Source organism: Actinomyces culturomici (genome assembly GCF_900499005.1).
Classification (GTDB): Bacteria; Actinomycetota; Actinomycetes; order Actinomycetales; family Actinomycetaceae; genus Pauljensenia; species Pauljensenia culturomici.
In genome coordinates, this window is record NZ_LS991316.1 from 1550958 (window position 1) to 1577302 (window position 26345).

At 70.4% G+C, this 26345-nt stretch carries 23 protein-coding genes and 1 riboswitch; of the genes, 8 read left to right on the forward strand and 15 right to left on the reverse strand.

Going from position 1 to position 26345, the window contains the following annotated elements; all coding sequences use genetic code 11:
* The first annotated feature begins 74 nt into the window (after positions 1-74).
* Positions 75-806: a carboxymuconolactone decarboxylase family protein gene (locus DY157_RS06820; protein WP_174232134.1), complete on the forward strand. Its 732-nt coding sequence runs from the start codon at positions 75-77 to the stop codon at positions 804-806.
* 81 nt (positions 807-887) lie between these two features.
* Here DY157_RS06820 and DY157_RS06825 read toward each other — a convergent pair whose 3' ends face one another.
* The 3 genes from DY157_RS06825 to DY157_RS06835 all read right to left on the reverse strand — a co-directional run bounded on the left by DY157_RS06825 (position 888) and on the right by DY157_RS06835 (position 3989).
* A complete protein-coding gene (locus DY157_RS06825) occupies positions 888-1847 on the reverse strand; it encodes a DMT family transporter (RefSeq protein ID WP_115727803.1) in 960 nt (319 codons plus the stop codon).
* A gap of 147 nt (positions 1848-1994) precedes the next feature.
* Positions 1995-3170, reverse strand: a complete 1176-nt coding sequence (locus tag DY157_RS06830; protein WP_235827092.1) for an aldo/keto reductase — start codon at positions 3168-3170, stop codon at positions 1995-1997.
* Positions 3171-3440: 270 nt separating this feature from the next.
* Positions 3441-3989, reverse strand: coding sequence for a MerR family transcriptional regulator (locus DY157_RS06835; RefSeq protein ID WP_218938058.1), 549 nt, complete (start codon positions 3987-3989; stop codon positions 3441-3443).
* Here DY157_RS06835 and DY157_RS06840 point away from each other — a divergent pair.
* Entirely contained in the window at positions 3988-4980 is a 993-nt protein-coding gene (locus tag DY157_RS06840; protein WP_115727805.1) for an alpha/beta hydrolase, read from the forward strand. The two genes, DY157_RS06835 and DY157_RS06840, sit on opposite strands and share 2 nt — an antisense overlap.
* 351 nt (positions 4981-5331) lie before the next feature.
* Here the strand turns inward: DY157_RS06840 and DY157_RS06845 are convergent, their stop codons facing one another.
* The 3 genes from DY157_RS06845 to DY157_RS06860 form a co-directional block, all read right to left on the reverse strand.
* Positions 5332-6423 carry a threonine aldolase family protein gene (locus DY157_RS06845; RefSeq protein WP_115727806.1) on the reverse strand — a complete coding sequence of 364 codons (1092 nt, stop codon included), beginning with the start codon at positions 6421-6423 and terminating at the stop codon, positions 5332-5334.
* A gap of 281 nt (positions 6424-6704) precedes the next feature.
* Complete coding sequence (locus DY157_RS11920) at positions 6705-7652, reverse strand: HsmA family protein (RefSeq protein ID WP_218938059.1); 948 nt, start codon at positions 7650-7652, stop codon at positions 6705-6707.
* Between the two features lie 62 nt (positions 7653-7714).
* A complete protein-coding gene (locus DY157_RS06860; RefSeq protein ID WP_115727807.1) occupies positions 7715-8281 on the reverse strand; it encodes a TetR/AcrR family transcriptional regulator in 567 nt (188 codons plus the stop codon).
* 149 nt (positions 8282-8430) lie between these two features.
* On the opposite strand from DY157_RS06860, the gene DY157_RS06865 reads away from it, so the two are divergent.
* From DY157_RS06865 to DY157_RS06880, 4 genes are all read left to right on the forward strand, one after another.
* Complete coding sequence (locus DY157_RS06865; RefSeq protein WP_115727808.1) at positions 8431-9348, forward strand: magnesium transporter CorA family protein; 918 nt, start codon at positions 8431-8433, stop codon at positions 9346-9348.
* Between the two features lie 331 nt (positions 9349-9679).
* Entirely contained in the window at positions 9680-9901 is a 222-nt protein-coding gene (gene relB, locus DY157_RS06870; protein WP_115727809.1) for a type II toxin-antitoxin system RelB family antitoxin, read from the forward strand.
* Between the two features lies 1 nt (position 9902).
* Positions 9903-10166 (forward strand): type II toxin-antitoxin system RelE family toxin, encoded by a 264-nt coding sequence (locus DY157_RS06875; RefSeq protein WP_115727810.1) that lies wholly within the window; start codon positions 9903-9905, stop codon positions 10164-10166.
* Between the two features lie 103 nt (positions 10167-10269).
* Positions 10270-10953, forward strand: a complete 684-nt coding sequence (locus DY157_RS06880) for an HAD family hydrolase (protein ID WP_115727811.1) — start codon at positions 10270-10272, stop codon at positions 10951-10953.
* Between the two features lie 38 nt (positions 10954-10991).
* Here the strand turns inward: DY157_RS06880 and DY157_RS06885 are convergent, their stop codons facing one another.
* Together DY157_RS06885 and guaA are read right to left on the reverse strand one after the other, a co-directional pair.
* Positions 10992-11564 (reverse strand): GNAT family N-acetyltransferase, encoded by a 573-nt coding sequence (locus DY157_RS06885; protein WP_115727812.1) that lies wholly within the window; start codon positions 11562-11564, stop codon positions 10992-10994.
* 90 nt (positions 11565-11654) lie between these two features.
* On the reverse strand, positions 11655-13223 hold the full coding sequence (guaA, locus tag DY157_RS06890) for a glutamine-hydrolyzing GMP synthase (RefSeq protein ID WP_115727813.1): 1569 nt from the start codon (positions 13221-13223) through the stop codon (positions 11655-11657).
* Positions 13224-13437: 214 nt separating this feature from the next.
* Here guaA and DY157_RS06895 point away from each other — a divergent pair, with 214 nt between their 5' ends.
* Positions 13438-14814: a hypothetical protein gene (locus DY157_RS06895; RefSeq protein ID WP_115727814.1), complete on the forward strand. Its 1377-nt coding sequence runs from the start codon at positions 13438-13440 to the stop codon at positions 14812-14814.
* A 288-nt stretch (positions 14815-15102) separates the two neighbouring features.
* Here the strand turns inward: DY157_RS06895 and DY157_RS06900 are convergent, their stop codons facing one another.
* Complete coding sequence (locus DY157_RS06900) at positions 15103-16842, reverse strand: ABC transporter ATP-binding protein (RefSeq protein WP_115727815.1); 1740 nt, start codon at positions 16840-16842, stop codon at positions 15103-15105.
* Entirely contained in the window at positions 16839-18728 is a 1890-nt protein-coding gene (locus DY157_RS06905) for an ABC transporter transmembrane domain-containing protein (protein WP_160159475.1), read from the reverse strand. Before DY157_RS06905 ends, DY157_RS06900 begins: the two co-directional genes overlap by 4 nt.
* 300 nt (positions 18729-19028) lie before the next feature.
* On the opposite strand from DY157_RS06905, the gene DY157_RS06910 reads away from it, so the two are divergent.
* Positions 19029-19448: a VOC family protein gene (locus tag DY157_RS06910; protein WP_115727817.1), complete on the forward strand. Its 420-nt coding sequence runs from the start codon at positions 19029-19031 to the stop codon at positions 19446-19448.
* A gap of 458 nt (positions 19449-19906) precedes the next feature.
* Here the strand turns inward: DY157_RS06910 and DY157_RS06915 are convergent, their stop codons facing one another.
* The 5 genes from DY157_RS06915 to sucD all read right to left on the reverse strand — a co-directional run bounded on the left by DY157_RS06915 (position 19907) and on the right by sucD (position 26332).
* A complete protein-coding gene (locus DY157_RS06915; RefSeq protein WP_115727818.1) occupies positions 19907-21814 on the reverse strand; it encodes a bifunctional phosphoribosylaminoimidazolecarboxamide formyltransferase/inosine monophosphate cyclohydrolase in 1908 nt (635 codons plus the stop codon).
* Between the two features lie 28 nt (positions 21815-21842).
* Positions 21843-21930, reverse strand: a riboswitch (ZMP/ZTP riboswitch).
* A gap of 103 nt (positions 21931-22033) precedes the next feature.
* Complete coding sequence (locus DY157_RS06920) at positions 22034-22861, reverse strand: MOSC domain-containing protein (RefSeq protein WP_115727819.1); 828 nt, start codon at positions 22859-22861, stop codon at positions 22034-22036.
* Positions 22858-23499 carry a phosphoribosylglycinamide formyltransferase gene (gene purN / locus DY157_RS06925; RefSeq protein ID WP_115727820.1) on the reverse strand — a complete coding sequence of 214 codons (642 nt, stop codon included), beginning with the start codon at positions 23497-23499 and terminating at the stop codon, positions 22858-22860. The genes DY157_RS06920 and purN overlap by 4 nt, the downstream gene beginning before the upstream one ends.
* Positions 23496-25271, reverse strand: coding sequence for a cell division protein PerM (locus DY157_RS06930; protein WP_115727821.1), 1776 nt, complete (start codon positions 25269-25271; stop codon positions 23496-23498). The genes purN and DY157_RS06930 overlap by 4 nt, the downstream gene beginning before the upstream one ends.
* A gap of 140 nt (positions 25272-25411) precedes the next feature.
* On the reverse strand, positions 25412-26332 hold the full coding sequence (gene sucD, locus DY157_RS06935) for a succinate--CoA ligase subunit alpha (protein ID WP_115727822.1): 921 nt from the start codon (positions 26330-26332) through the stop codon (positions 25412-25414).
* Between the last annotated feature and the right edge of the window lie 13 nt (positions 26333-26345).

A 26345-nucleotide genomic window follows, 5' to 3' on the forward strand; every position in this document is an offset into this window, starting at 1 on the left:
CTCCGGCGACCGGCCGCCCACCCGACCGGGGAGCCCGCCGGAGCGACGACTCTCAGAAGGAAGAAGGAATCCCCATGGTCGTTCAGACAGCCGGCCGCGACGCCCTCGGCGACTTCGCCCCCCAGTTCGCCTCCCTCAACGACGACGTCCTCTTCGGCGAGGTCTGGTCGAACGAGGCCGGACTCGACCTCAAGACCCGGTCGATCGTCACCGTCACCGCCCTCGTCTCCAAGGGCATCGTCGACGAGTCGCTCCGCTACCACCTCCAGACCGCGAAGACGAACGGCGTCACCCGCTCCGAGATCGCGAACATCCTCACCCACGTCGCCTTCTACGCCGGCTGGCCGAACGCATGGGGCGCCTTCCGTTTCGCGACCGACGTGTGGGCCGACGAGATCGAGGAGCACGGCGGCGTCTTCGGACAGGGCGAGCCGAACGACGCCTACGCCCAGTACTTCATCGGGCAGTCCTACCTCAAGCCGCTCACCGGCCCCGAGGCGACCCTCGGCGTCTCGAACGTCACCTTCGAGCCCGGCTGCCGCAACAACTGGCACGTCCACCGAGCAACCTCCGGCGGCGGACAGCTCCTCATCTGCGTCGACGGCCTCGGCTGGTACCAGGCGGAGGGCGAGCCCGCCCGTCCCCTCGCCCCCGGCGACGTCGTCACGATCCCCGCGAACGTCAAGCACTGGCACGGCGCCCGCAAGGATTCGTGGTTCTCGCACCTCGCGCTCGCCGTCCCCGGCGAAGACACCTCGAACGAGTGGCTCGAGCCCGTCTCCGACGAGGAGTACGCGGCGCTCTGAGCATCCGCGCTTCCGACGATCCCGCTCGGGATCATCAACGAGGGCGCAGGGGCGGCTTCCCGAAAGGGGGCCGCCCCTCCCCTATGCCCGGTCGGACGCCTCCACTGACAGGGGGCGGCGCCTCGCCCTCGGGAATCCGAAGGACGAGTTCGCGATGTAGACGCCCGTGAGGATGAGGACGGTCGCGAGGCCGCGCAGGAGCGTGAAGGGCTCGCCGAGGGCGACGACGCCGGCGAGGATCCCGACGACCGTCGAGACGCCGACGAAGGAGGCGGCGCGGTTGACGCCGAGGCGCCCGATCGCGATGTTCGCGAGGAAGAACGCGAGCATCGAGCAGCCGATCCCCTGGTAGAGGACGGCGATCGCGAAGGCCGGGGACTCGAAGGGCAGGGCGAGGGCGCGGCCGAGCGTTCCGGCCGCCGCGTTCTTCACGAGGAAGAGCCCGCCGAAGACGGCGAAGCCCTCGGCGAGCATGACGAGCGTGATCTCGACGTTCGTGTAGCGCGACGCCGACTCGAGGTAGACGGCGTAGAGCGAGTACGCGATGACCGCGAGCGCGAGGAAGCCGTAGCCGATCGGCGAGAAGGTGAGCTCGAGGCCGGTCGCGGCGACCGCGCCGATGACGCCGATGAGGGTCGTGAGGATCCCGATGACCTGGCGGCGCGTCGGGCGCCGTTTGAGGATGAGCGAGGACGCGACGATCGCGACGACGGGGATCGCGGCGAGGAGCACGCCGGATTCGGACGCGGTCGTGTGGGAGATGCCCCAGGTCTCGCCGACGAAGTAGAGCACCGGGCTGAAGAGCGGGAGGAGGAAGAGGATCGGGGTGACGCCCTTCGAGCGGTAGTCGGTGCGGACGACCCGCATCGCCCGCAGGAGGAGGATCGCGAGGAGGGCCGCGAGGAACCGCCATCCGAGGAGGTCGATCTCGTCCGCCGAGCGCATCGCGTTCTTCGTGAAGGAGTACGAGAGCCCGAAGAGGACTTCGCATCCGAGCGCCGCGAGGACGCCGATGAGGATCCCCCACTTCGCCTCGTCCATGGGTGGACCAGCCTTTCGGTCGTGCCGCCGTGCCGGGGGCCTGCCGCGCCCGACGGGGCGCTCTGGGCACACTATCCGATCGGGCCTGCGACTTCGATCCGGTGGGCCTTACGAGGCGGAGGCGTTGGTCACCGCGAGGACGGCGCCCTACTTGACGACCGGGGCCTGCGACTGGGTCGTCCCGGCGAGGGGCGCCTCGCCCGGCCGGGCGAGCGGCCCGACGAGGGCGTGCGGGAGGTAGGGCTCCTCGAGGTAGTCGATCTCCTCCGCGTCGAGCACGAGGTCGAGGGCGCGAACGGCGTCCTCGACCCGTGCGGGCGAGGAGCACCCGACGATCGGGGCCTCGACGCCCTTCGCCCAGTGCCAGGCGAGGGCGACGTCGGCCATGGGGACGCCGTGATGCTCGGCGACCTCGGCGACGCGCGCGATGATCGGCATGTCGATCTCACGGTCGCGGTCGTACTTGTTCCGCATGGTGCCGTCGGTCGTCGAGCGAACCGAGTCGGAGTCCCAGGTCGGGCGCGTGAGATGACCCGAGGCGAGCGGGCTGTAGGGCGTGAGCGCCATTCCGTACTGCCGGGCGACCGGGATGAGCTCGCGCTCGTCCTCGCGGTAGAGGAGGTTGTAGTGGTTCTGCATGCTCGAGAACCGCGTCCACCCGTTCGCGTCGGCGGCGACCTGCATGTTGTGGAGCTGGTAGGCGTACATCGCGGACGCGCCGAGCGCCCGGACCTTCCCCGCTTCGACGAGTGCGTGGAGCGCCTCGAGGGTCTCCTCGATCGGGGTCGAGCAGTCGAAGCGGTGGATGATGTAGAGGTCGAGGTAGTCGGTGCCGAGGCGCTCGAGCGTCCCCTCGATCTCGCGGGCGATCGCCTCCTTCGAGAGGGCGCCCTCGTTGAAGAAGACCTTCGAGGCGAGGACGACGTCCTCGCGCTTGACGCCGAGGTTCTTCAGCGAGGTTCCGATGAACTCCTCGCTCGTCCCGCGCGCGTAGGTGTTCGCGGTGTCGATGAAGGTGACGCCGAGCTCGAGTGCGCGCGCGAGGATCTTCTGGGTCGTCTCCTGGTCGGCGACCCACTGGTGGAAGTCGGGGACGACCTTCCCGAAGCTCATGCCGCCGATGCACAGGCGCGGGATCTCGATGCCGGATTCGCCGAGCGTCGTGTACTTCAGGGGGTTCTCCTTCGTCGTCCTCCATCGATGGACCCGCGGCCCCGTCCTCGTCGATGACGAGCTGCCCGCGGCGACGAGGTCACTCTCGCACCGCGGGGGCGCGCTCGCGACGGGCGGATCAGGAGCGCGCCCAGTCGCGGGCTGACACACCACTCACCCGAGTGGAGGGGTTGGCGACACGTGGAGGACTGGCTCCGCGCCCCGCACGCCCAAGTGGAGGGGGTGACGACACGTGGAGGACTGGCTCCGCGCCCCGCACGCCCAAGTGGAGGGGATGACGACACGTGGAGGGGATATACCCCCTCCTTGTGTCGCCAATCCCTCCGGTGAGCACCTGAGCAATGGAGCATCGGCGCGGAGGCGCACCGGGATTGCCATGCCCGTCGTGCAGGGTTCGCCGCCGCGGCCTCGTCGATGGCGCTAGTGAGCGAGCTCGTAGTTCGCGCGGACGTCGGCGGGGAGGATCTCGGGGAGGCCCTCGGCGAAGTCCTCACTCCCCTCCTCGAGGGCGCGTGCGTAGTACCAGCGCTTGAACTCGATCATCGCGCGGACGCGTTGGAGCTCGGCGATCTTCTCGTCGACCCTCTCGAGCTGGGCGTCGAAGAGCGCCTTGCGCTCCGGATAGGTTCGCGGGCCGTCCTCGCACAGCTCCATGAATCGCTTGATGTCCTTGATCTCGAGGCCCGAGCCCTTGAGGCACTCGATGACGCGGAGGGACTCGAGCTGAGCCTCCCCGAATCGACGATTCCCGCCGCTGCGCTCCATTCCCGGCAGCAGGCCCATCGAGTCGTAGTACCGCAGCGTGGAGACGGGCAGGCCGAACATCCTCGACACCTCGCCGATCGTGTGCACGAGATCACTCCTCCATTCACCTTGACCTGAAGTCAGCTTTAGATCGTAGAACTGAATCGTCACGGCGTCCATGTCATCGACGAGGGCGCCCCTCAATCCGACGAATGGAGCAGACATGACCCCCGATTCGCTCACCCTCAGCGCCGAATGGGACAAGACATTCCCCCTCTCCGAGGCGTTCGTCCATGAGAAGATCCAGTTCTCGACCGGCTACGGCACCGTCCTCGCCGCGGACCTCTACGCGCCGAAGGGCGCGACCTCGCCGCTTCCCACACTCGCGGTCTCCGGTCCCTTCGGCGCCGTCAAGGAGCAGGCGTCCGGCCTCTACGCGCAGACGATGGCCGAGCGCGGCTTCCTCGTTCTCGCCTTCGACCCGTCCTTCACCGGCGAGTCCTCCGGAACGCCCCGCTACACCGCGTCGCCCGACATCAACACCGAGGACTTCCTCTCCGCCGTCGACTACCTGACGACCCGGCAGGACGTCGACGCCGACCGGATCGGAGTCATCGGCATCTGCGGGTGGGGCGGCATCGCCCTCAACGCGGCGGCCGCCGCCCCTCGGATCCGAGCGACCCTCGCCTCGACGATGTACGACATGACCCGCGTTGCGGGCAACGGCTACTTCGACTCCGCCGATGACGCGGCCACCCGCAACGAGGCCCGCAAAGCCCTCGCCGCCGCCCGCACGCGAATCGCCGCGACCGGCGAGCGCCCCCGTGTCGGAGGCGTCGTCGATCCCCTCCCCGAGGACGCGCCCTTCTTCGTCAAGGACTACTTCGACTACTACAAGACGGAGCGCGGCTTCCACCCGCGCTCGTTGAACTCGACGGACGGGTGGACGGTCACCGGGACCCAGGCGTACGCCAATGCCCGTTTCCTCCACTACATCGACGAGATCGAGAACGCCGTGATGATCCTCCACGGGGAGAAGGCTCACTCGCGCTACATGGGCGAAACCGCCTTCGAAAAGCTCGCCGGCGGCGTCAACCCGGACAACAAGGAGCTCGTCATCGTTCCGGGCGCCTCGCACACCGACCTCTACGACGGCGGCGCGACCGGCGCGATCCCGTGGGAGCGGGTCGCAGAGTTCTTCCAGTCGAACCTCTGATCGGGCGCCCGCCCGGTCGGGGCGAGGGGCCGACTCCGCGCCCCGCACGCCCGAGTGGAGGGGTTGGCGACACGTGGAGGGGATATAACGCCTCCTGTTGTCGCCAACCCCTCCATTGAGCATCAGCCCCTCAACACACGGACCTCGCATTCAGACCCGCGTCCGGAGCCGGCGACAGCGCTCAAGACTCATCACAGCGCCCCCTCCCCCGACGAATGGAGGAGTTGACGACAAGTGGAGGGGAAATAGCCCCTCCACTTGGCACCGACCCCTCCATTGAGTATTCGCGGGCCGGGCCGCCGCGACCCCGGGCACACAACGCGCGAAGCACGCGCTGCGCGAAGCACGCACTCAGGCCCGGCGCAGGACCTCGAGGAGCGCGTCGACCTCGGCCTCGCGGGTCGCCCAGCACGTCGCGATCCGGATGACGACGCGCCCGTCGGGGAGGTTCTCCCAGAAGCCGTACTCGACCTCGCGCCCGAACTCGGTCGCCCGGTCGCGGTCGAGGACGATGAAGGTCTGATTGGTCGTCGAGGGGATCGCCTGCTCGAAGCCGAGCTCGTCGAGGGTCGCGCGGATCCGCGTCGCCGCCTCGATCGCGGGGGCGCCGATCCGCTCGTAGAGACGGTCCTCGAAGAGGGCCTCGTACTGAGCGCCGAGGATCCGGCCCTTCGCGAAGAGCGCGCCGTGCTGCTTGATCCGGGCGGTGAGGTGCGGGACGAGTCCGGCCTCGCGCAGGACGACGGCCTCGCCGAAGAGCGCGCCGCACTTCGTCCCACCGAGGGTGAAGGCGTCGGCGAGGCGCGCGAGGTCCGCAAGCGTCGCGTCGTTGTCGGGGGCGGCGAGCGCGTAGGCGAGCCGCGCGCCGTCGATGAAGAGGTTCATGCCGTAGCCGTGGGCGACCTCGGAGATCGCCTCGAGCTCCGCGCGCGAGTAGAGGGTGCCGTACTCGGTCGGCTGCGAGAGGTAGACGAGTCCGGGCATCACCATGTGGTCGCGGTTCGCGTCCTCGTTCCACTGGCTCGCGACGGCCTCGATGCCGGCGGCATCGATTTTGCCGTCCACGGCGAGGACGGTGAGGACCTTGTGGCCGTCGCGCTCGATGATGCCAGCCTCGTGCACGGCGATGTGCCCGGTCGTCGGGGCGATGACCCCCTGCCACGGCATGAGGAGGCAGTCGATGATCGTCGCGTTCGCCTGCGTGCCGCCGGAGAGGAAGACGACCTCGGCGCTCGGGTTCTCGCAGGCCTCGCGGATGAGGTCGGCCGCGTGCTTCGACCGCGCGTCGGTGCCGTAGCCCGGTGACTGCTCGAAGTTCGTCTCGACGAGGCGCTGGAGGACTTCGGGGTGCGCGCCCTCCATGTAGTCGCTGCCGAAGCGGAGGATTCCCCCGCGGGCATCGGCGGCCGTTTCGGTCGAGTGCGTTCGGGCGGGCTCGGTCATTCGTCGTTCTCCTTCGCGGGCAACGCGGATCATTGTCGTCGCTCCCGCCCCGCGCGCGAAATCGGCGCTGGTTGCACAGGATTCATCGCCCTCCCCTGCAGAAACGCACACAGTTTCCCAATCTTCAGCGATCCGCGTTCCTCACCGTTTTCCGAATGCCCACGTCAAGAGGGATTCGGCGGGAAGGGGTCGAGATCTCGAAGGAGAAACTGTGTGCGTTCTTGCGGGTCGAGTGCGGAGAGGGCCGGTCGGACCCGTCCGGACGATGCTCCGACTGTCCCTCAGGCGGTCGCGAGCCGGGCACGCGTCGAGGCGTGGAAGGCCCAGCCCTCGCCGCGGGCGCGGTGGAGGAGGAACCCGGCGCCCGTGAGGGCGATGCCGAGGCCCGTATAGAAGAAGGCGACGAACCATCCGGGGACGAGGCCCGCGGCGCGCAGGCCGAAGCCGCCGCCCATCATGACGGCCATGATGAGGTAGCCCTTGAGGTCGAGGAAGCGCAGCGGGCTCTGGAGCTCGCCGGGCAGGGCGCGCATCCGCGCGGCGTTCTTCGTGACGATCCGCCCGAACATCGTGTGGAAGGCGAGGAAGATCGCGACGCCGCCGACGGCGAGGAGCAGGGCGAACCACCAGGCCGCGCCCGCCAGGGAGGCGGCGGCCCGGATCCCGAGGATCGCAACATTGAGCCCGGCGATCATCCAGACGACGCCCGCGATGATGAGGAGGTTCTCCTTCGCGATCCCGAAGATGGGCGCGCCGGTTCTCCGCGCGTCGGCGATGCCGATCCCGAGGGCGACGAGTGCGACGACGGCGAGGGCGACGCCGGTCGTGGCACCCTGGCCGAGATGAATCGCGGGGATGCCGAGGAGCATGCCGATGACGTAGGGAACCAGCCACACGAGCCAGACGACGATGGAGAAGCGATGGAAGCCCTCGCGCATGCGCGAGCTGCGCATCGCGAGGATCGCCGTCGCCCACACGGCGTGCGCGGCCATGAGCCCGAGGGCGAGCCCGCCGGTGAAGGCGTGGAGCTGAAGGCCCGCACCGCCCTCGGCGGCCGCGATGCGCGACATGATCGTCGTTCCGGTCGTGTCGAAGACGAAGCCGGCCCAGAAGAAGCCGAGGTGGCGGCCGGTGAGGACTCCGGCGCGGCGCTCGCCGAAGACGCCGATCGTGTAGAGGACGAGGGCCGCGGTGATCGAGACGACGGCGGCAGCGAGAAGCGGATGCATGAGTTCTCCTGAAGAAGAGGGCGGCAACGAAACGGCCGCAGAAGTCAAGAAGCGAAAGGCGCTCAGTCGCGCGGAGCGAGGGCCCGGTCGAGCAGGGCGAAGAGCGTGTCGAGGTCGGTCCGCTCGCGGAGGGACGCGAGGAGCCGCTCGGTGACGAGGGCGGCGAGCCGCTCGGGAGCGAGCGCTCCGGCGAGAACGCCGTCGGGGATCGTGGGGTCGGCGTCGAGGACGAGGGCGAGGCCACGCTCCATATGGGCGAAGCGGGCGAGTCCCGCGGCCCGGCCGGCCTCCCGCTCGGCGGGTGGCAGGGCCTGGATCTCGACGAACCAGCGGGATTCGTACTCCCCCATCGCCTCGTCCATCGCCGCCTTGAGGCGCCGGAGATAGTCGACGAAGCGCTCGCCCTCGCGGACGCGGCAGAACTCGTCGAAGACGGCGCGGCCGAAGAAGCGCTCGACGACGGCAGTCGTGAGGTCGGTCTTCGTCGGGAAGTAGGTGTAGACGGAGCCGATGGAGATCTCACAGGCGGAGGCGAGCTTGCGGACGGAGAGGGCGGAGAGCCCTTCGGCCTCGGCGATCGCGTAGGCGGCGTCGATGAGCCGATCCTTGTCGATGGTCTGCCTCGGCATGGCCACGCCCCTTTCTGAACACTGTTCACTGAACAGTGTTCAGACTACTCTTCTCCCCCGCCGAGTCAACCCGGGAGCCCCGGCCTCGTCCGTGAGGCCGCGCACTCGTGGCAGACTTTCCCGCGAACCCAGGGAGCGGAGGAGGACGCGTGCACTACCTCATCGACGAGCGCCTGATCGCCTGCGAGGAGGCGGATCTGCGCGGATCCTCGCGCCCCTTCGTCGCGATCCTCACCCCCGAGGAGTGGGCCGAGGGGCGCGACGCCTACGACATGGGCATCGAGTTCGACCCCGACATCGCAATGTCCGTCGACACCCAGGCCGAGGCGAACTACGACGCGATCACCGGCACGATCTTCATCCCCGACCGCGCGAACCCCGATTTGCCCGAGGCGCGCTTTGCCTTCGCCCTCGACGAGAAGGGCGTCGTCTTCATCGACGCCGCCGACAACGCGGCGAAGCTCGTCGGCGCGATCGAGCGCACGCGGCGCTGGCGCCGTCCCGGACTCGAGCGCTTCCTCGCCGATTTCCTCGCCCAGATCATCCGCGGCGACGCGCCCCTCCTGCGCGATTACGAGCACGAGCTCGACGCGATGGAGACCGCGATCATGCACGACCACGCCGAGGGCCTCGCCGAGCGGATCAACGAGATGCGGTCGGAACTCCGCGACCTCGACGACCACTACGACCACCTCATGGACCTCGTCCAGCTCCTCGAGGAGAACGAGAACGGCTTCTTCGCCGAGGACGACCTCCGCTACTTCCGGACGATCTACGGGCGGCTCGACAAGCTGCGCGACCAGGCGTCGAGCCTGCGCGATCAGGCGATGCAGATGCGCGACCTCTACAAGATGCACCTCGACATCGAGCAGAACCACATCATGACGGTCCTCACGATCGTCACGGTGATCTTCGCGCCGCTCACGCTCATCGCCGGATGGTACGGGATGAATTTCGTCCACATGCCCGAGCTCGCGTCGCGCTGGGGCTACCCGGTCGTCATCGCCGTGTCGGCGCTCGTCGCGATCGGGTCGCTCATGTACTTCAAGCGACGAAAGTGGTTGTAAGCGCCGCCACTCACCGCGAACGCCCACCCCTCCCTCATCGAGAGCATCACCTTCGCACGTCGAGGGGATGCGGTCGATCCCGCAAGCGTCTCGCCTCCTTCATGCTCCGACCGAGGCGACTGCTCCCACTGCTTGCTTGATGGGCCCTTTCTCGAGGCTTGAGCTTGGGAACCCCTATGACGCAAGCAGCGGGAGCAACGAGCCTCCCCACCCTCGTCCCCAAGGGCACCCTGGGCAGACCTTTGAGAGATGCCCCCCACACCAGCCATCTGAGTTCTCCTCGACGCCTAGCACCCCGTGTATTACATTGTCGCACACAGGAGGTGCGACCATGACGACCACGACGACGATCCGCCTGAGCGATGAGGAGAAGGACCTCCTCTCCAGCTACGCGAAGGTCCATGGGACCACGATCTCCGAATTCATGCGACGAACGGCCCTTGAGCGCATCGAGGATGATCTCGACCTCGCCGCATGGGAGAAGGCGCACGCTGAATTCGAGGAGGATCCGACGACGATCTCCGCGATCGAGATCGCGAAGAAGTACCTCTGATATGTGGCGACTCGAGTTCTCGAGAAGGGCGGACACACAACTCGCGAAGCTCGATCCGGGCGTGCGGAGAATTCTCCTCACGTGGCTCCTCAAGAACATCGACGGATGCGACGACCCCCGCGCGCACGGGAAGGGCCTCACCGCCGGCCTGTCCGGGAAGTGGCGCTACCGCGTCGGCGACTACCGGATCCTCTGCGAGATCCGCGACCGCGAGCTCGTCGTTCTCACGATTGAAATCGGACACCGCTCGACCGTCTATCGATAGCCGGATCCGCTTCATCGTCGCCGCGAGCTCTCTTGATATCGCGCCTACGACCGGCCACAACCCGCCGCCCACCGCAAAGCCCCCACCGCGAGAGAAGGTACCGATGATCCGCGCCGTCCTCTTCGACTTCGACGGGCTGCTCGTCGATTCGGAGTCGATCTTCTTCGGGATCTACCGCGACATGCTCGCGGGCGTCGGCCGCGAGTTCACGCTCGCCGACTACCTCTCCGGGGTGTCCGGCCGGCCGATTTCCGAGATCGTCGCCGACTTTATCGCGAACGACGGACTGAACATGACCGTCGAGGAGGCGTGCGCGCACGTCGGGGCCGAGGAGGTCCGTGCCCGCGCGCTCGGAGTGCCCCTCAGGCCGAAGGCGCGCGAACTCCTCGACCACCTGCGCGAGAACGGCTACCCCTGTGCGGTGACGACGTCCTCTCCGAAGGAGCGGGCGCTCGCGATCCTCGAGTCGCACGGCCTCGCGGACCGCTTCGCCGCCGGGGTCTTCGCCGAGGACGTCACTCGCGGTAAGCCCGATCCGCAGGTGTTCCTGCTCGGCGCTTCCAGGCTCGGCGTCGATCCCGCCGAATGCCTCGTCCTCGAAGATTCGGAGATGGGACTCGAGGCGGCCCACGCCGCAGGAATCCCCGTGATCTGCGTGCCCGACAAAGAGATCCCGGACGAGGTCCATCGCGCGCTCGCGACCGAGGTCCTGTCCGACCTCGAGAAGGTCATCGGCTTCCTCGAGGCGGATCGGCGGGCTGCCGGCGACGAGCTGTCGACGATGTAGGATCCTTCGCCACCGGGCCGCTCGGCGACGCTACTCCTTCAGATCAGCGCCTTGCGCATGATGATCCGCGGGAATCCGTTGAGCACCGAGGTCGTCTCACTCGCGACCTCGAATCCGGCGCGCTCGAACATCGCGCGCGTGCCGACGTACGCCATCGTGAGGTCGACGCGCTCCCCCGCGTTGTCGACCGGGTACGCCTCGATGGCGGGCGCCCCGTAGGAGCGCGCGAACTCGACGGCCCCGTCGATGAGGGCGGCGGTGATCCCCCTCTTGCGGAAGCCGGGACGGACTCGCAGGCACCAGAGCGACCAGACGTCGAGGTCGTCGACGTGCGGGATCCTCCGATTGCGCGCGAAGCTCGTGTCGGCGCGGGGATGGACGGCGGACCAGCCGACGACCTCGTCGTCCTCGTAGGCGAGGACGACGGGCGGCGGATCCTGCGCGACGAGCTCCCGGACGCGCTCTCCGCGAGCCGGTCCGCGCAGGGACTCGTTCTCCTTCGAGCCGATCCGGTAGCTCAGGCACCAACAGACGGTCGCGTCGGGCCGCTTCGGCCCGACGATCGCGGCGACGTCCTCAAACGAGGTCGCCGGCAGCACGCGGATGGTCACGGCGCTCCCCTCATCGGATCCCACCAGAGCCTGAGAATGACGCCGCCCGCGGACGCTCCGTGCGCGTCCGCAGGCGGCGAGAAGTCGCGCTCATTCCCACTCGATCGTGGCCGGCGGCTTCGAGGTGACGTCGAGGACGACGCGGTTGACCTCGGGCACGGAGTTCGTGATCCGCGTCGAGATGCGCGCGAGGACGTCGTAGGGCAAGCGCGTCCAGTCGGCCGTCATCGCGTCCTCGGAGGACACGGGGCGCAGGACGATCGGGTGGCCGTAGGTGCGGCCGTCGCCCTGGACGCCGACGGAGCGGACCTCGGCGAGGAGGACCACCGGGCACTGCCAGATCTCGGAGTCGAGACCGGCGGCGGTGAGCTCCTCGCGCGCGATGAGGTCGGCGGCGCGCAGGATGTCGAGCCGTTCCTTCGTCACCTCGCCGATGATGCGGATGCCGAGGCCTGGGCCCGGGAAGGGCTGCCGGTTAACGAGGTAGTCGGGCAGGCCGAGCTCGCGGCCGACGGCGCGGACCTCGTCCTTGAAGAGGGTGCGCAGCGGCTCGACGAGCTCGAACTTCATGTCCTCGGGCAGGCCGCCGACGTTGTGGTGGCTCTTGATGTTCGCCGCGCCCTCGCCTCCGCCGGACTCGACGACGTCCGGGTAGAGCGTGCCCTGGACGAGGAACTTCACCTCGCCCTTCGCGCCGATCGCCTCGATGACCTGCTTCTGGGCGGCCTCGAAGGAGCGAATGAACTCGCGGCCGATGATCTTGCGCTTCGTCTCCGGGTCGGAGACGCCCGCGAGCGCGGTGAGGAAGCGCTCGGACTCGTCCACCGTGACGACCCTGATGCCCATGCCGCGGGCGTAGTCGCCCTCGACCTGCTCGCGCTCGCCGGCGCGCAGGAGGCCGTGGTCGATGAAGAAGCAGGTGAGCTGGTCGCCGACCGCCTTGTGGACGAGGGCGGCAGCGACCGACGAGTCGACGCCGCCGGACAGCGCGCAGATCACCTGCGCGTCGCCGACCTGGGCGCGGATCTTCGCGACCTGCTCGTCGACGATGGAGCCCGCGGTCCACGTCGGCTCGATGCCGGCGACCTCGTAGAGGAAGTTCTTCAGCGCGTCCTGGCCGTAGGCGGAGTGCGCGACCTCGGGGTGCCACTGGAGGCCGAAGAGCTTGCGCTCCCGGTTCTCGAAGGCGGCGACGGGGGTTTCCGAGGTCGAGGCGGTGACCTCGAATCCGGCGGGGGCGGCCTGGACGGCGTCCCCGTGGCTCATCCACACGACCTGGCCGGCCGGGGTGTCGCCGAACAGGCAGGAGTCGGAGGCGACCTGCGCGTCGGTGTGCCCATACTCGCGGGTGCCGGTGCGGCCGACCGTGCCGCCGAGCGCCTGGGCCATCGTCTGGAAGCCGTAGCAGATGCCGAGGACCGGGACGCCCGCGTCGAAGATCGCCGGGTCGATGGTCGGCGCGCCGTCCTCGTAAACGGAGGAGGGGCCGCCCGACAGGATGATCGCGGCGGGGTCCTTCGCGAGCATGTCCACCACGGGCATCGAGTGGGGGACGATCTCGGAGTAGACGGACGCCTCGCGGACGCGACGGGCGATGAGCTGAGCGTACTGGGCGCCGAAATCGACGACGAGGACGGGGCGGGGGGCAGTCGTGTTCACGCGCCCAATAGTACCCGCGGGCCCCGGCGCGCCCGTAGCCGTCGGGGTGTGGAAGGCCTCTCGGACGGGGCGTCCCTCCCCTCCCCCTCGTCGGCGCCCGGCTGCGCCCTCGTCGATCGTCGGGCGGCCGCGGATCATCGACGAGGGCGGGGCGGGGTACCCGCTCACGGGGTGTTCGGCCGCCGTGCGCACGCGGATTTGGGAGAATTCGGGCATGACCCCGAAGGAGCACCCCACCTCGCCGTTGAGCGAGCTCGTCGTCGAGCTCGGCATGCACGGCGCGCGGAAGCGCTACCCGGACGGTCGCAAGCTCACGAAGGCCGAGCGCGCGTCGCTGCCCGTCGTCGAGGACCTCAACCGCGGCGTCGTCGAGGCGACCCGGATGATCGGCGAGGCCGCACAGTCCCCCGATGTCGGCTGGCTCGCCGCTCAATTCCTCAATCCACTCCCGCTCGCCCGCCGCAAGTCCGTCACCCTGCCGGAGCGGAGTCTGGGACTCAAGGCGGTCGCCCACCTCGAAGCGCTCTACGACGCGGACGATCCGACGATCCCGCCGTCGAAGACGCCGGACGAGCCGCGCAAGAAGGTCGTCCGCGCGTTCGACGCGTGGGCGCAGGCCTTCGAGGAGCGCGCGCGAGACAAGCGGTGGAAGGACGTCGAGGGGACGCCGGTGACGCGCGCGCAGCTGCGCGACTGGCAGGCCGAGCTCGCCGCGATGGACCTCGCAGTGATCCCGCACCTGGCCCTTCCCGCCGAGTTCGAGCGGGCGCTCACGATGGTCGAGGCCTGGGACGAGGTCCTCGATCGCCGCGGGCACACCGGCGAGCGCTTCAGCCTGCGCGAGGAGGTCGTGCGCCTCCACAATTGGCCGGGCGATCAGTGGACGAACGGCGACGACTACGCGTCGGCGCAGAAGCGCTTCCACCGGCGCTTGAAGAAGGCGCGGGCCCTCACCGCCGATCCCGTGCGCGACGCGATCATGCGCCGCGCCCTCTATCTGCGCGAGGGGCTGCTGCTCGGGCGGGTCGACCCGCTCGAGTGGTTCCTCGCGGTCTGCCAGTTCCGGTGGGCCGTGCCCGAGATGCTCGACGTGCGCCCCGAGCTCATGACCTGGCGGTTCGTCGATTGGGTGGCGCGGCTCGGCTCCCCCATCGAGCGGGTCGACACCGCGATCCCGCGCTGGGTGTCGAGCGCCCTCGATCCGCGCGACGTGCCCGAGGGCCTGCTGACGGCCGTGTCGGGTCCGGATCTCATGATCGACCTCGACGAGGACGTCGTCACCGCCCTCCCGCCCGGGTGCCGCGTGCGGCGGCTCATCGTGTCGGCGAAGGGCCCGCTCGGCCCGGACTGGACGGTCTACTGGGTCGACTCCGAGTGGGACGACTCGCGTCCGATCCTCGACCTCGTCGAGTCGGCGAAGCTCCACCCCGAGGTCGTCTTCGTGTCCGATGAGGAGCCCGCCGCCCTCGCCGAGCGGATCCGCCCGTTCCTCGACCTCGCCTACGAGATCCCGACGAACCCGTTGACGGCGCACAGCCACATCCCGGGAGTGCTCCCGGTGTTCCCCGAGCACCCGGACGCGGGGTTGTAGGCGGGGCGGGGCCCTCGGGCGCCCGCCCCGCGCGCCGGACCGACCCCGCGTGCCCGCCCGCCCGCATGTGCGCACGCCCAGCCTGCCCCCCCGCCTCACTCGCCCTCTATGGGTCCACGCGCACCTTCCACCTAATGGAGGGGTTGGCGACACGTGGAGGGCTTATAACCCCTCCTTTTGTCGTCAACCCCTCCACTGACGAAGCACGCCGAGCGATCACACGTCGTCAGTCCCTCCGATTGCCGTCAATCCCTCCACTTGCGAAGCACACCGAGCGATCGCGCGCCCTCACCCCCGCTTGGAGTTCCACGCCCTCCAGAGGTCGGCGTACTCGCCGCCGCGCGCGAGGAGCTCCTCGTGCGCTCCGAGCTCGGTGATCCGCCCGTCGACCATGACGGCGACCCGGTCGGCGTCGTGCGCGGTGTGGAGCCGGTGGGCGATGGCGACGACGGTGCGCCCCTCGAGTGCGCGCCCGAGCGACCGCTCGACCGTACGAGCCGAGGTCGGATCGAGCAGTGACGTCGCCTCGTCGAGGACGACCGTGTGCGGGTCGAGGACGAGGATGCGCGCGAGCGCGATCTGCTGGGCCCGATCGGGCGCGAGCTCCAAGCCGTCCGCCCCGACGGGCTCGTCGATCCCACGGGGCAGGTCGCCGATCCACTCCATCGCGCCGACCGCGTCGAGGGCGGCCTCGACCTCGGCGTCCGAGGCGTCGGGGCGCGCGATGCGAAGATTGTCGGCGAGCGTCCCGACGAAGACGTGATGCTCCTGGGTGACGAGGGCGACCTCGCCCCGAAGAAGGGACTCGTCGAGGTCCGTGATCGCGACGCCGCCGACCTCGGCGCTCCCGCGCGCGGGCGCGGAGATGCCGGCGATGATCCGTCCGAGCGTCGACTTGCCGGCGCCCGAGGGGCCGACGACCGCGAGGGTCTCGCCGACCCGCAGGTCGAGGTCGACGTCGTGGAGAACCTCGATTCCGTCGGTGTACGAGAAGCCGACGCCCTTGAGGCGCACGCGCTGATCCACGGGAGTCTGGCCCGTCGGCGCGCGGTCGGCGGGCACCTGCCCGACGCCGACGATCCTCTGGAGGGACACCCAGCCGACTTGGAGCTGCTCGAGCCAGAACTGGAGCTCCCACAGGGGTCCGGCGAGCGAGTTCGTCAGGAGGGTCGCGGCCGAGACGGCGCCGATCGAGAGGTCCCCGCGCGCGACGAGGTATCCGCCGCAGACGAGGACGAGGACGGTCGGCGCGAACGCGAAGGCGAAGAGCCCGAAGAAGTAGACGGCGCGCGCGAACGCGCCGTAGCGCTCGATCCGCCAGAGCTCGAGGACCGAGGCGATGAGGGCGCGCAGGCGCCCCTCGCCGAGCCCGAGCGCGTCGATCGTGTCGGCGCCCTCGTAGGACTCGGCGCCGAGTCCCGCGATCTTCGCCCACCGCGCGCTCGTCGACCGGTAGGCCGGAATCGTCCGACGCAGGTACCAGCGAGTCGCGAACGCGGAGATCGGGAGGATGACGAGGACGATGAGGACGAGCGGCGGCGCGGCGACGACGATCGCGCCGATGACGACGAGGAACCGCGCGATGATGACGAGGAAGCGGTAGGTCCCGCGCTTGATGACGTAGGAGAGCCTGCGGACGTCGTGGGTCGTGCGGCCGAGCAGGTCGCCGGTCCCGGCCTCCTCGATGACGGAGAGCGGAAGCCTCGCCGCCTTCTCCATGACGTCGTCGCGGATGCGCGCGAAGATCCTCTCGCCGAGGACGACCGAGCGGTACTCGGAGAGCCACGCGGCGATCGTCGAGACGAGGACGGCGGCGACGACGAGCCCGATCCATACGGGATCGGCGAGGATGTCCCCACCGGCCTCGAGCGAGTCGATCGCCCGCCCGACGACGAGCGGGAGGGACGAGGCCGCGCCGGTCGCGATGAGTTGGACGGCGACGACGAGGGCGAAGGCGCCCTTGTGGTCGGCGATGATCCGACCGAGGTAGTGCCGGACGTCGCGGTCGTTCGCAAGCGGGAGCCTCATCGGTCCTCCCCCCTTCCGGACACGCGCCCGTCGGCGCCGATAGCGACCACCTCGTCGCACCGGTCGAGCAGGAGCGGCGAGGAGGTGAAGACGACGGTCGTCCGCCCGGCGCGCACGCGCGCGAGGTTCCTCCCGATGCGCGCCTCGGTGTGCGCGTCGAGCGCGGAGGTGGGATCGACGAGGACGAGGACGTCCGGGTCGGCGAAGAGGGCGCGGGCGAGTGCCACGCGCTGACGCTGGCCGCCCGACAGGTTCCGCGCCTTCTCCGTAAGGACGCCGTCGAGTCCGCCGGGCAGCGACCCTAGGACGTCGCGGGCGTCGGCGGCGGCAAGAGCCGCGAGAACCTCCTCGTCGCGGCTCCGGTCGACGTCGGGGGCCGGAGCGCCGGCGCTCGTCGGATCCACGGCCTCCGTTCGGATGATCGTCGCGTGGTCGCGTGCGGGCGCGACCTGGGCGAATCGCCCGAGGACCGCTCCCCGCAGCGTCCCCTCGAAGAGGTGCTGGACCGCGGAGACGAGGACGAGGCGGCGCCGGGACTCCGCCGGATCGAGGTCGGCGAGCGCCGCGCGCCCGATGGACGCCCCGCGCGCGCCGTCGACGGCGCCGAAGCGCCCCGCGATCTCGGACGCGGCGTCGACCGACGCGCAGACGACGCCCGTGAGGCGCCCCGCCCGGATGCGCAGTCCGCTCGGCTCATCGACGAGGTCGTCCCCGGCCCAGTCGATCCCTGAGGCTCGGTCGCCTCCCCCGATCGGGCGCTCGGCCCCGGCCTCGTCGGCCGCGTCGATGACGGAGACGATCTTGCGGGCGGCGACGCGCGCGCGGATGAAGGTCTCGAGCGAGCGGAGGACGACGCGCATCGGCGAGCCGACGTAGTTCATGAACCCGTAGAACGCGACGAGGCCGCCGACCGTCAGTGCGCCGACGCCGACGAGATGCGCGCCGTAGATGATGACGACGCCCGTGAGAACGACGGGCGCGGCCTCGGAGATCGCCGAGAGGGCGGAGGTCATCGCCGCGAGGCGGATCGCGCGGTCGCGGACGTCGGCGGACCGGACGCGGTAGTGGTCGACGAAGCGGGACTCGCCGCCGACGCCGCGGAGGATCCGCAACCCCGCGACGGCGTCGGTCGTGATCGTCGAGAGGCGCCCCTCGGCCTCGCGGACGCCGGACTGGAGGGACTCGAGCTTCGGGGCGAGGAGCAGCGAGAGCGACAGGGCGATCGGCACGCCGATGAGGACGACGAGACCGAGGGCGACCGAGGTGCGGAGCATGAGGGTCGAGACGACCGCGATGCCGAAGACCGAGGCGATGAGGCTCGGGAGCCAAGCGACGAACTCGCCGACGACGAGGCCGTCGTCCCCGAGGCTCGTCACGACGTCGCCGGCCGCGAGCCTGCGCTTGACGAGCCTCCCTCGCAGCGACAGGCTCCGCCCGGACGAGCGCACGGACTCCTGGGCGGCGCGGTCCCAGGTGTTCGACTCGAAGATCTCGCCGATGGAGATCGCCGCGATGTTGAGGACGAGGACCGCGAGGAGGACCCCCATCGCCGCGGCGAAGACGCCGCCGAACCCGTGCGCGGCCACCGCGTCGATCGCCCGTCCGATCGTCGCGGGGAAGATCGCGCCGGTGACCTCCTGGATCGAGGAGACGACGGCGCCCCCGATGAGCGCCGGGCCGACGTAGCGCCCGAGCTTGCGGGTGTAGCCGCGCAGGCCGCCGGACAGGTCGGCGGGCACAGGACTCGGGTCCGTCGTCGGCCACGGCCAGCGCGAGGGCGTGCGGACGAGCGGGACGTCCGGAACCGCGGAATCGGACGCGGGGCGCCGAGGCGCGGAATCGATGGGCTCGTCGGGCGAAGCGGACGTGGACTGTGCGGAGGACATGCGGCCTTCCAGGACGGGGAACCCTTCGATCCTATTCGCGTTCCATCCGCGTCGCTCTTCGCTGCCGCATCGCGACGTCATGCGGCCCCCGCGAAGTCCTGCGCCTCGACATGCACCGCGACGCGCCAAGCCTTGCGCCCCGAGTAGCAGGGTCATGCGCTCTGGACGGCCCTATCATCCGCCGGCATCCGCGACGTCATGCACCCCCTCCGCCCTCCCGTCCCGCCCCGACGCGAGATCCGCACGACAATTTGAATGTTCAGCTATCCACGAACCCCCGCGAGTGCCAGAGTTTCCCGCATGAACTCTTCGATTCACCCGTACCTCAACTTCGCCTCCGAGACCGCCGAGGCCCTCGGCTTCTACCAGACCCTCTTCGGCGGCGAGCTCCAGGTGCTCACCTTCGCCATGGCGCACGCCGTCCCCGAGGACTCCCCCGTCGCCGGCCTCGCGATGCACGCGGAGCTGCGCTCGCCGCTCCTCACGATCCTCGCCTCCGACACCCCCGAGGGCATGGCCACCGAGCCCGCCCGCCGCGGCAACGACATGTCGCTGTGCGTCGTCACCGACGACGAGGAGCAGGGCGCCGCCTGGTTCGCCGCCCTCGCCGAGGGCGGCACCGTCACGATGCCCTTCGACCGCCAGATGTGGGGCGACATGTTCGGCATGCTCATCGATCGTTTCGGGATCCGCTGGATGGTGAACGTCCACCACGCGTGACGCCCTCGCGGCTCCGTCCCGCGCGGCTCGCCCGCCCTGCGCTCCCCGAGTGGAGGACTTCCCGACAAGTGGAGGGCTTATACCCCCTCCTCGTGTCGCCAAACCCTCCACCGAGCATTGGACTCGCACGACCACGCTCCACCAGAGTCCGCGTTCAATCGCCAGAGGGCCCGGACGGACCACGTACCTCGCCAATGGAGGGGATCACGACAAGTGGAGGGCCTACCCGGCCTCCGTCCCCGCCGATTCGCCCTCCGCGCTCCCCAAGTGGAGGAGTTGACGACAAGTGGAGGGCTTATGCCCCCTCCTTTTGTCGCCAACCCCTCCATTGAGCGCCGGGGCCACGTCAAGGACCCCACGCGGCCACCGAGCCCCGAATACACCGAGGGCCCCGCCTCCAGAAGGAGGCGGGGCCCAACGCGCTCAACGGGCAGCACGCCCGGCTCAGCGCGCCCGACTCAGTGCGCGAAGTGGCGCGTACCGGTGAGGTACATCGTGATGCCCGCGGCCTGCGCCGCTTCGATGGACTCGGCGTCGCGGACGGATCCGCCGGGCTGGACGACGGCCTTGACGCCGGCGTCGATGAGGACCTGAAGGCCGTCGGCGAAGGGGAAGAACGCGTCGGACGCGGCGACTGAGCCGATGGAGCGCTGCTCGGGCGTATCGGCGACGATGTCCTCGGCGCGCGCGCCGCCCGCCGACTGGATATCGGCTCCCGCACCGGCCCCCGCGTCCTTGGCCGCATCGCCGGTCGAGCGACCTCCGAGCGTATTCGCCCGTTCGACCGCGAGCTTGCATGAATCGACGCGGTTGACCTGGCCCATGCCGACGCCGACCGAGGCCTCATCCTTCACGAGGAGGATCGCGTTCGACCGCACGGCACGCACGGTCCGCCACGCGAACTCGAGGTCGGCGAGGGTCGCCTCGTCGGCGGGCTCGCCCGCCGCGAGCGTCCAGTTCTCGGGGGAATCGCCGGGCGCGTCGACGTCGTCGCGGTCCTGGACGAGCAGGCCGCCGGAGATCTGCTTGAACTCGCGCCCGCCCCGCTCGGGCGGAAGGACCTCGAGGACGCGGAGGTTCTTCTTCGCCGAGAGGACCTCGAGGGCCCCGTCCTCGTAAGCCGGAGCGAGGACGACCTCGGTGAAGATCGGGACGATCTGCCGGGCGAGCTCGACGGTGACCGGGCGGTTGACGGCGATGACCCCGCCGAACGCGGAGACCGGGTCGCAGGCGTGGGCCTTGCGGTGGGCCTCGGCGACGTCGTCGGCGACGGCGATGCCGCAGGGGTTCGCGTGCTTGATGATCGCGACGCAGGGGCGGTCGTGGTCGTAGGCGGCGCGCAGGGCGGCGTCGCCGTCGGTGTAGTTGTTGTAGCTCATCGCCTTGCCGTGGAGCTGACGGGCGTTGGCGATGCCGGGGAGCAGGACGTCCTCGGGCGCGAAAGCCAACGACTCGCCCTCAAGCGAGGACGAAGCCGAGGAGGCGTCCTCGAAGAAGTCCGCCTCGACGTCGACCTCGCGGTAGACGGCGGCGGCCTGGTGGGGGTTCTCGCCGTAGCGGAGGGACTCGACGCGCTCGAAGGCGTCGGCGACGAAGACGGGGAGCGAGTCCTCATCGGCGCCGGCCTCGAGGACGGCCTCCTCCTCTTCGCTCGCGACGTACCCGAAGGACTCGAGGAACGCGGCGTCGGAAGCGTCAAGACGCTCCTCGCACGCCTCGTCGAGGGCGTCGACGAGGTCCTCGCGCCCGAGCTGGTCGGCGAACCAGCCGGCGATCGCGAGGTCGTAGGTCGCGGTGTGGAGGAACGCCTCGGCGGCGAGGTCACGGCGCTCGTCGAGGGTGAAGCCCTCGCCCTGCGCGGCGGCGATGACGTCGGCGTAGCGCTCGGGGGAGGTGACGACGGCGACGGAGGGGTGGTTCTTCGCGGCGGCGCGGACCATGGAGGGCCCGCCGATGTCGATCTGCTCGACGCACTCGTCGAAGGAGGCGCCCGAGGCGACGGTCTGCGTGAAGGGGTAGAGGTTGCAGATGACGAGGTCGAAGGCGGCGACGCCGAGCTCGTCGAGCTGGGCGCGGTGGTCGGCCTTGCGCTGGTCGGCGAGGATTCCGGCGTGCACGCGGGGATGGAGCGTCTTCACGCGCCCTTCGAGGCATTCGGGGAATCCGGTGACGTCCTCGATGGGGGTGACGGCGACGCCGGCCTCGGCGATGCGCGCGGCGGTGGAGCCGGTGGAGACGATCTCCACTCCGGCGGCGCCGAGGGCACGGGCGAGGTCCTCCAGGCCGGTCTTGTCGTAGACGGAGATGAGGGCCCTCGTGAGGGGGCGCACGTCGATGGGTTCGAGATTGTCCAAGCGAACGGACATGTTTCCTCCGGTGTCGGTGTTTCTCATGTCCCGGCGCCCAGGCGGGCGACGCCTCGTGGGAGAATCCGGCCGCTCCCCGGTGGTTTCCCACCTGTTCGCCAGTCGCGGCCGCTTCGATCGTAGCCCGAGCGGGGCGCGCTGCGACAGTCCGTCCGGGGACGCCCGCCCGGTTCGTCGTCCGTTCGGCTAGGCGTCGTTCCCCATCGACGAGGGCGCGGCTCAGTCCTTCATCGACGAGGTGACGATGCGCGCGCCGTCTTCGACGCTGCGCAGGAGGTACGGGCGCAGGGCAGGCGCGATCTCCATGTCGCTGCGTTCTTCGGACGCGAGGATCAGGGCGGCGTCCGACGGGTCGTGGTGGGCGAACCAGCGGCGGCAGGTGACGCCGTGCCCGGGGACGGACTCGACGGTGATGCGAGCGCCCGCCTCGACGACGCCCTCGCGGAGGACGGAGAAGAGAATGCCCACCCGATTGCGCGAGGCGAATTCGGCGGCGAAGCCGGGGCGGGCGACGCCGCGGGCGAGGGTCGAGCAGGGGTTGCGGATCGACCGGGCCTCGAGGAGGACCGAGCGGTCCTCGCCGTTCGGTCCCGGCACGCCCTCGATCCGGATGCGGGAGCCCGGCTCGAGGTCGTCGAGGTCGCCGTCGACGACGAGGTTCTCGCCGAGCAGGCCCGGGTGGTCGAGCCCGAGCTCGGCCGCCCAGTGGTCGACCTCGGAGCCCGCGAGCGCGTAGACGGCCTTGTCGGGGCCGCCGTGGTGATAGCGGTCGCCTTGGAGGTCCCCGCGCACGCCGAGCGCGTCGATTGCGACGGGCCCGTCGATCGGCCCTTTCTCCATGGCGGAGACGCCGGCCTTCCCGGCATCGGGGCGCAGGCGGACGACGGCGCAGATGGCGCGCAGTCTTCCGAGTTCGGAGCCGGCGACGAAGGGCGACGGCTCTCCGGCGTTGCGCCCGTCGGCGCCCGCGAAGGGCTCGTCGATGCGGCGCGCGAGCGTCGGGGAGCAGACGAGGTCGGAGCCGTCGGTCGGGTTGAGGGAGTTCATCGGGCAGTCCTCGCTCCGTAGAAGGCGCGGCGGCCCTCGAAGGTCCAGCCCTCGCGCAGGAGGCGCCCGACCGACTCGGCGAGCTGGGCGCGCTCGGCGACCTTGATCCGTTCGAGCAGCGCGTCGGCGTCGTCGTCGTCCTCGACGGGCACCGCGGTCTGGGCGATGATCCGCCCGGTGTCAGTGCCCGAGTCGACGAAGAAGAGGGTCGCGCCGGCGAGCTTGACGCCGGCCGCGAGCGCGTCGGCGGGCCCGTGGACGCCGGGGAAGGACGGGAGGAGCGCGTTGTGCGTGTTGAGGATCCGCCCCTCGTAGCGGCTGAGGACCTCGGGACCGAGGAGCTTGAGGAATCCGGCGGAGACGACGAGGTCGGGGGCGAAGTCGTCGAAGACCTCGGCGAGCGCGGCGTCCCAGGCGGCCCGGTCGGGGAAGTCCTTCACCCTGTGGACGCGCGTGTCGATGCCGTGGGCGGTCGCCCACTCGATGGCGTCGCAGTCGCGGTCGGCGACGACGCCGACGACGGCGCCGCCCCAGGCGGGGTCCTCGGACGCGGCGACGAGGTCGCGCATGTTCGATCCGGCTCCGGAGACGAGGACGAGGACGCGTGCGGGCGCGAGCGGCGGCTGGTGGAGGCTCATGGGATCTCCAGGGATCGGGTATCGGTGCCGGGGTCCCCTTCGGCCGGATCGTTCTCGGTGCTGGATTCGTCGTCCGCGCCCGTCTCCTCGGTCTCCCGGTCGGGCGAGCCGGCGCCGAGGTCGAGCACCTCGGTGGGGATGACGCCAGTGTCGCCGAGTTCCGCCGACTCGTGCGCGTCGGTCTCATGATCGTGCGAGGCCTTGGCCTGCTGCGCCGGGGACTTCACCGCCGGCTCCACCCGGTCGGAGCCGCCCCACAGATCCTCGGGAAGAACGGGGATGGGCGCGGTCGGCGTCTTCTTCGCGGGAGCGGACGCCGCATCCTCGGGCGATTCGGCGGGGGCCTCGGAGGCGTCGGCGTCCTCCGGGAACTCGTCGATCACGACGTCATCGTCCTCGGACGAATCAGCGCGGTACGCATCGACGAGGCCAGGCGCCTCCTCATCTCCCTCTCGATAAACGCTGACCCCGTCCTCGTCGATCGAGGAGCGCTCCGCAGAAACGGTGGCGAGGGGGACGGACGGCGCGGCGGGCAGGTCCTCGGCGGTCTGGCCGGGGCCGAGGCGCGAGACCTCCCACTGGCGGCGCATCCACGCGATCGCGCGCGGGTGGACGGCGATGGAGGCGAGGACGAAGCCGGCGCCGACCTCGGCGACGAGGGCGAGGAGCGCGGGGACGACCTCCGGACCGACGAGGGCCATGCGCGCCGACCCGAGGTGGAGCGCCGAGGAGAAGAGCCAGAGCGCCCACACGATCGCGAAGAGCACGACGGCGATGCCGGCGACCGAGGTCTGCTCGCCGAGCTCGAGGCGGCGGCGCCGCTTCCCGAGGAGGGCGCCGAGACCGGCGCCGAGAGCGATCGGCAGGAGGATCGTCCAGTAGCCCGGAGTCGCCGTCGGGAAGGCGCCGAGTACCGGGATTCCGGGGATCGGGAGGGCGGGCGCCGAGACCGGCGAGTGCGGCGCGTCGACTCCGAGGAGGACGCCCGGGCCCGCGAGCCACGCGAGCGCCCAGGCGATGAGCGTCGGCGCGTAGAGCGCCTGGCCGATGCCGACGAGGACGTCCCCGAGTCGGGACGTCGTGAGGAGGAGCGCGTGAATGCCCGCGATCTGCTGCGCGTGAGAGGCGAGGGCGGCCGCGGCTCCGAGCGTTCCGAGTGCGAGGACGGCCCCGACGAGGAGGACCCCCTGGCGCAGGCCCTCGCGGACGAACGCGGGGACGCCCCATCGGCGCAGCGGATCGTCGGCGCCGTCGTAGTACGCCCAGCCGGAGGCGAACGCGGGGACGAGGAGCGCGCCGGGGACCGCCTCCCACCACTTCACGTAGTGGGACCCTCCCCCGACGATGAGGAGCGCGACGATCGCGAAGGCCGGGACCGCGAACCACTGCGCGGTCGCGGGGAACTTCTTCCCGGGCCGCAGGAACAGCCGGAGGACGAGGACGAGGAGGAGGCCGAGGAGGGTCGGGGGCGCCCAGTAGGAGACCTCGCCGACGTGCGCGGGCGCCCCGAGGACGACGCCGAGCAGGTCCGCGCCGAGGGCGAAGGCGCCCTCCCAGGTCGCCTTGCCCATCCACGGGTTCGAGGACACCGAGGCGTAGGAGAGGACCGAGGCGAGCGTGACGAGCGCCCACCCCATGAAGACCGTCTCGATGCCGGAGAGGGCCGCGCGGGCCCAGCCGTCCGGCAGGGAGAGGCGGATCGTCCGGCGCGGGGCGACGTAGGTCGTCGTCCGGGTCGCGGGACGGGGCTGGGGCGCGGGGGTCTCGTTCATATCCCCACCATCGTGACGCACCGGAGGTCGGCGCCGCACCCGCAGCGCCGACCTCCGTCGGATTGTTCCGCGCCTCGCGCGTCCGGCCCCTGCGCAGCAGCCGGGCGGCCGACCACGGGCCCAGGGCCTTCGCGCGCCCGTCAGCCCTGAAGGATCTGGCGGGCGAGGGCCGCGGTCTGCGAGGGTGTGCGGCCCACGCGGACGCCGACGGCCTCGAGGGCCTCGGCCTTGGCGGCCGCCGTGCCCGACGAGCCGGAGACGATCGCGCCGGCGTGGCCCATCGTCTTGCCCTCGGGGGCGGTGAAGCCCGCGACGTAGCCGACGACCGGCTTCGTCATGTTCTCCTTGATCCACGCGGCCGCGCGCTCTTCGGCGTCGCCGCCGATCTCGCCGATCATGACGACGAGGTCGGTGTCGGGATCGGCCTCGAACGCGGCGAGCGCGTCGATGTGGGTCGTGCCGACGACCGGGTCGCCGCCGATGCCGAGGCAGGTCGTGAAGCCGATGTCGCGGAGTTCGTACATGAGCTGGTAGGTGAGGGTGCCCGACTTCGAGACGAGGCCGATCCGGCCCGGCCCGGTGATGTCGGCGGGCGTGATGCCGACGTTCGACTGCCCGGGGCTGATGATGCCGGGGCAGTTCGGGCCGATGAGGCGGGTGCCCTTCTCGAGGGCGCGGTTGACGAAGATCGTCGAGTCCTTGACGGGGATCCCCTCGGTGATGACGACGACGGTTTCGATGCCCGCGTCGATCGCCTCGAGGGCGGCGTCCTTCGCGAAGGCCGGGGGCACGAAGATCACGGAGGTGTTCGCGCCGGTCGCCTCCATGGCCTCGGCGACGGTCCCGAAGACGGGGACCTCGACGACTCCGTTCTCGACGGAGTCGGCGGCCGGGCCGTAGCCGACGACGTCGAAGGCGACGGTCGTGCCGGCCTTGCGGGGGTTCGTCCCGCCGACGATCTTCGTGCCGGCGGAGAGCATGCGCTGGGTGTGCTTGCGCCCCTCGGCGCCGGTCATGCCCTGGACGATGACGCGGGAGTCGGAGTTGAGGAAAATCGACATTCTGGCGGTCCTT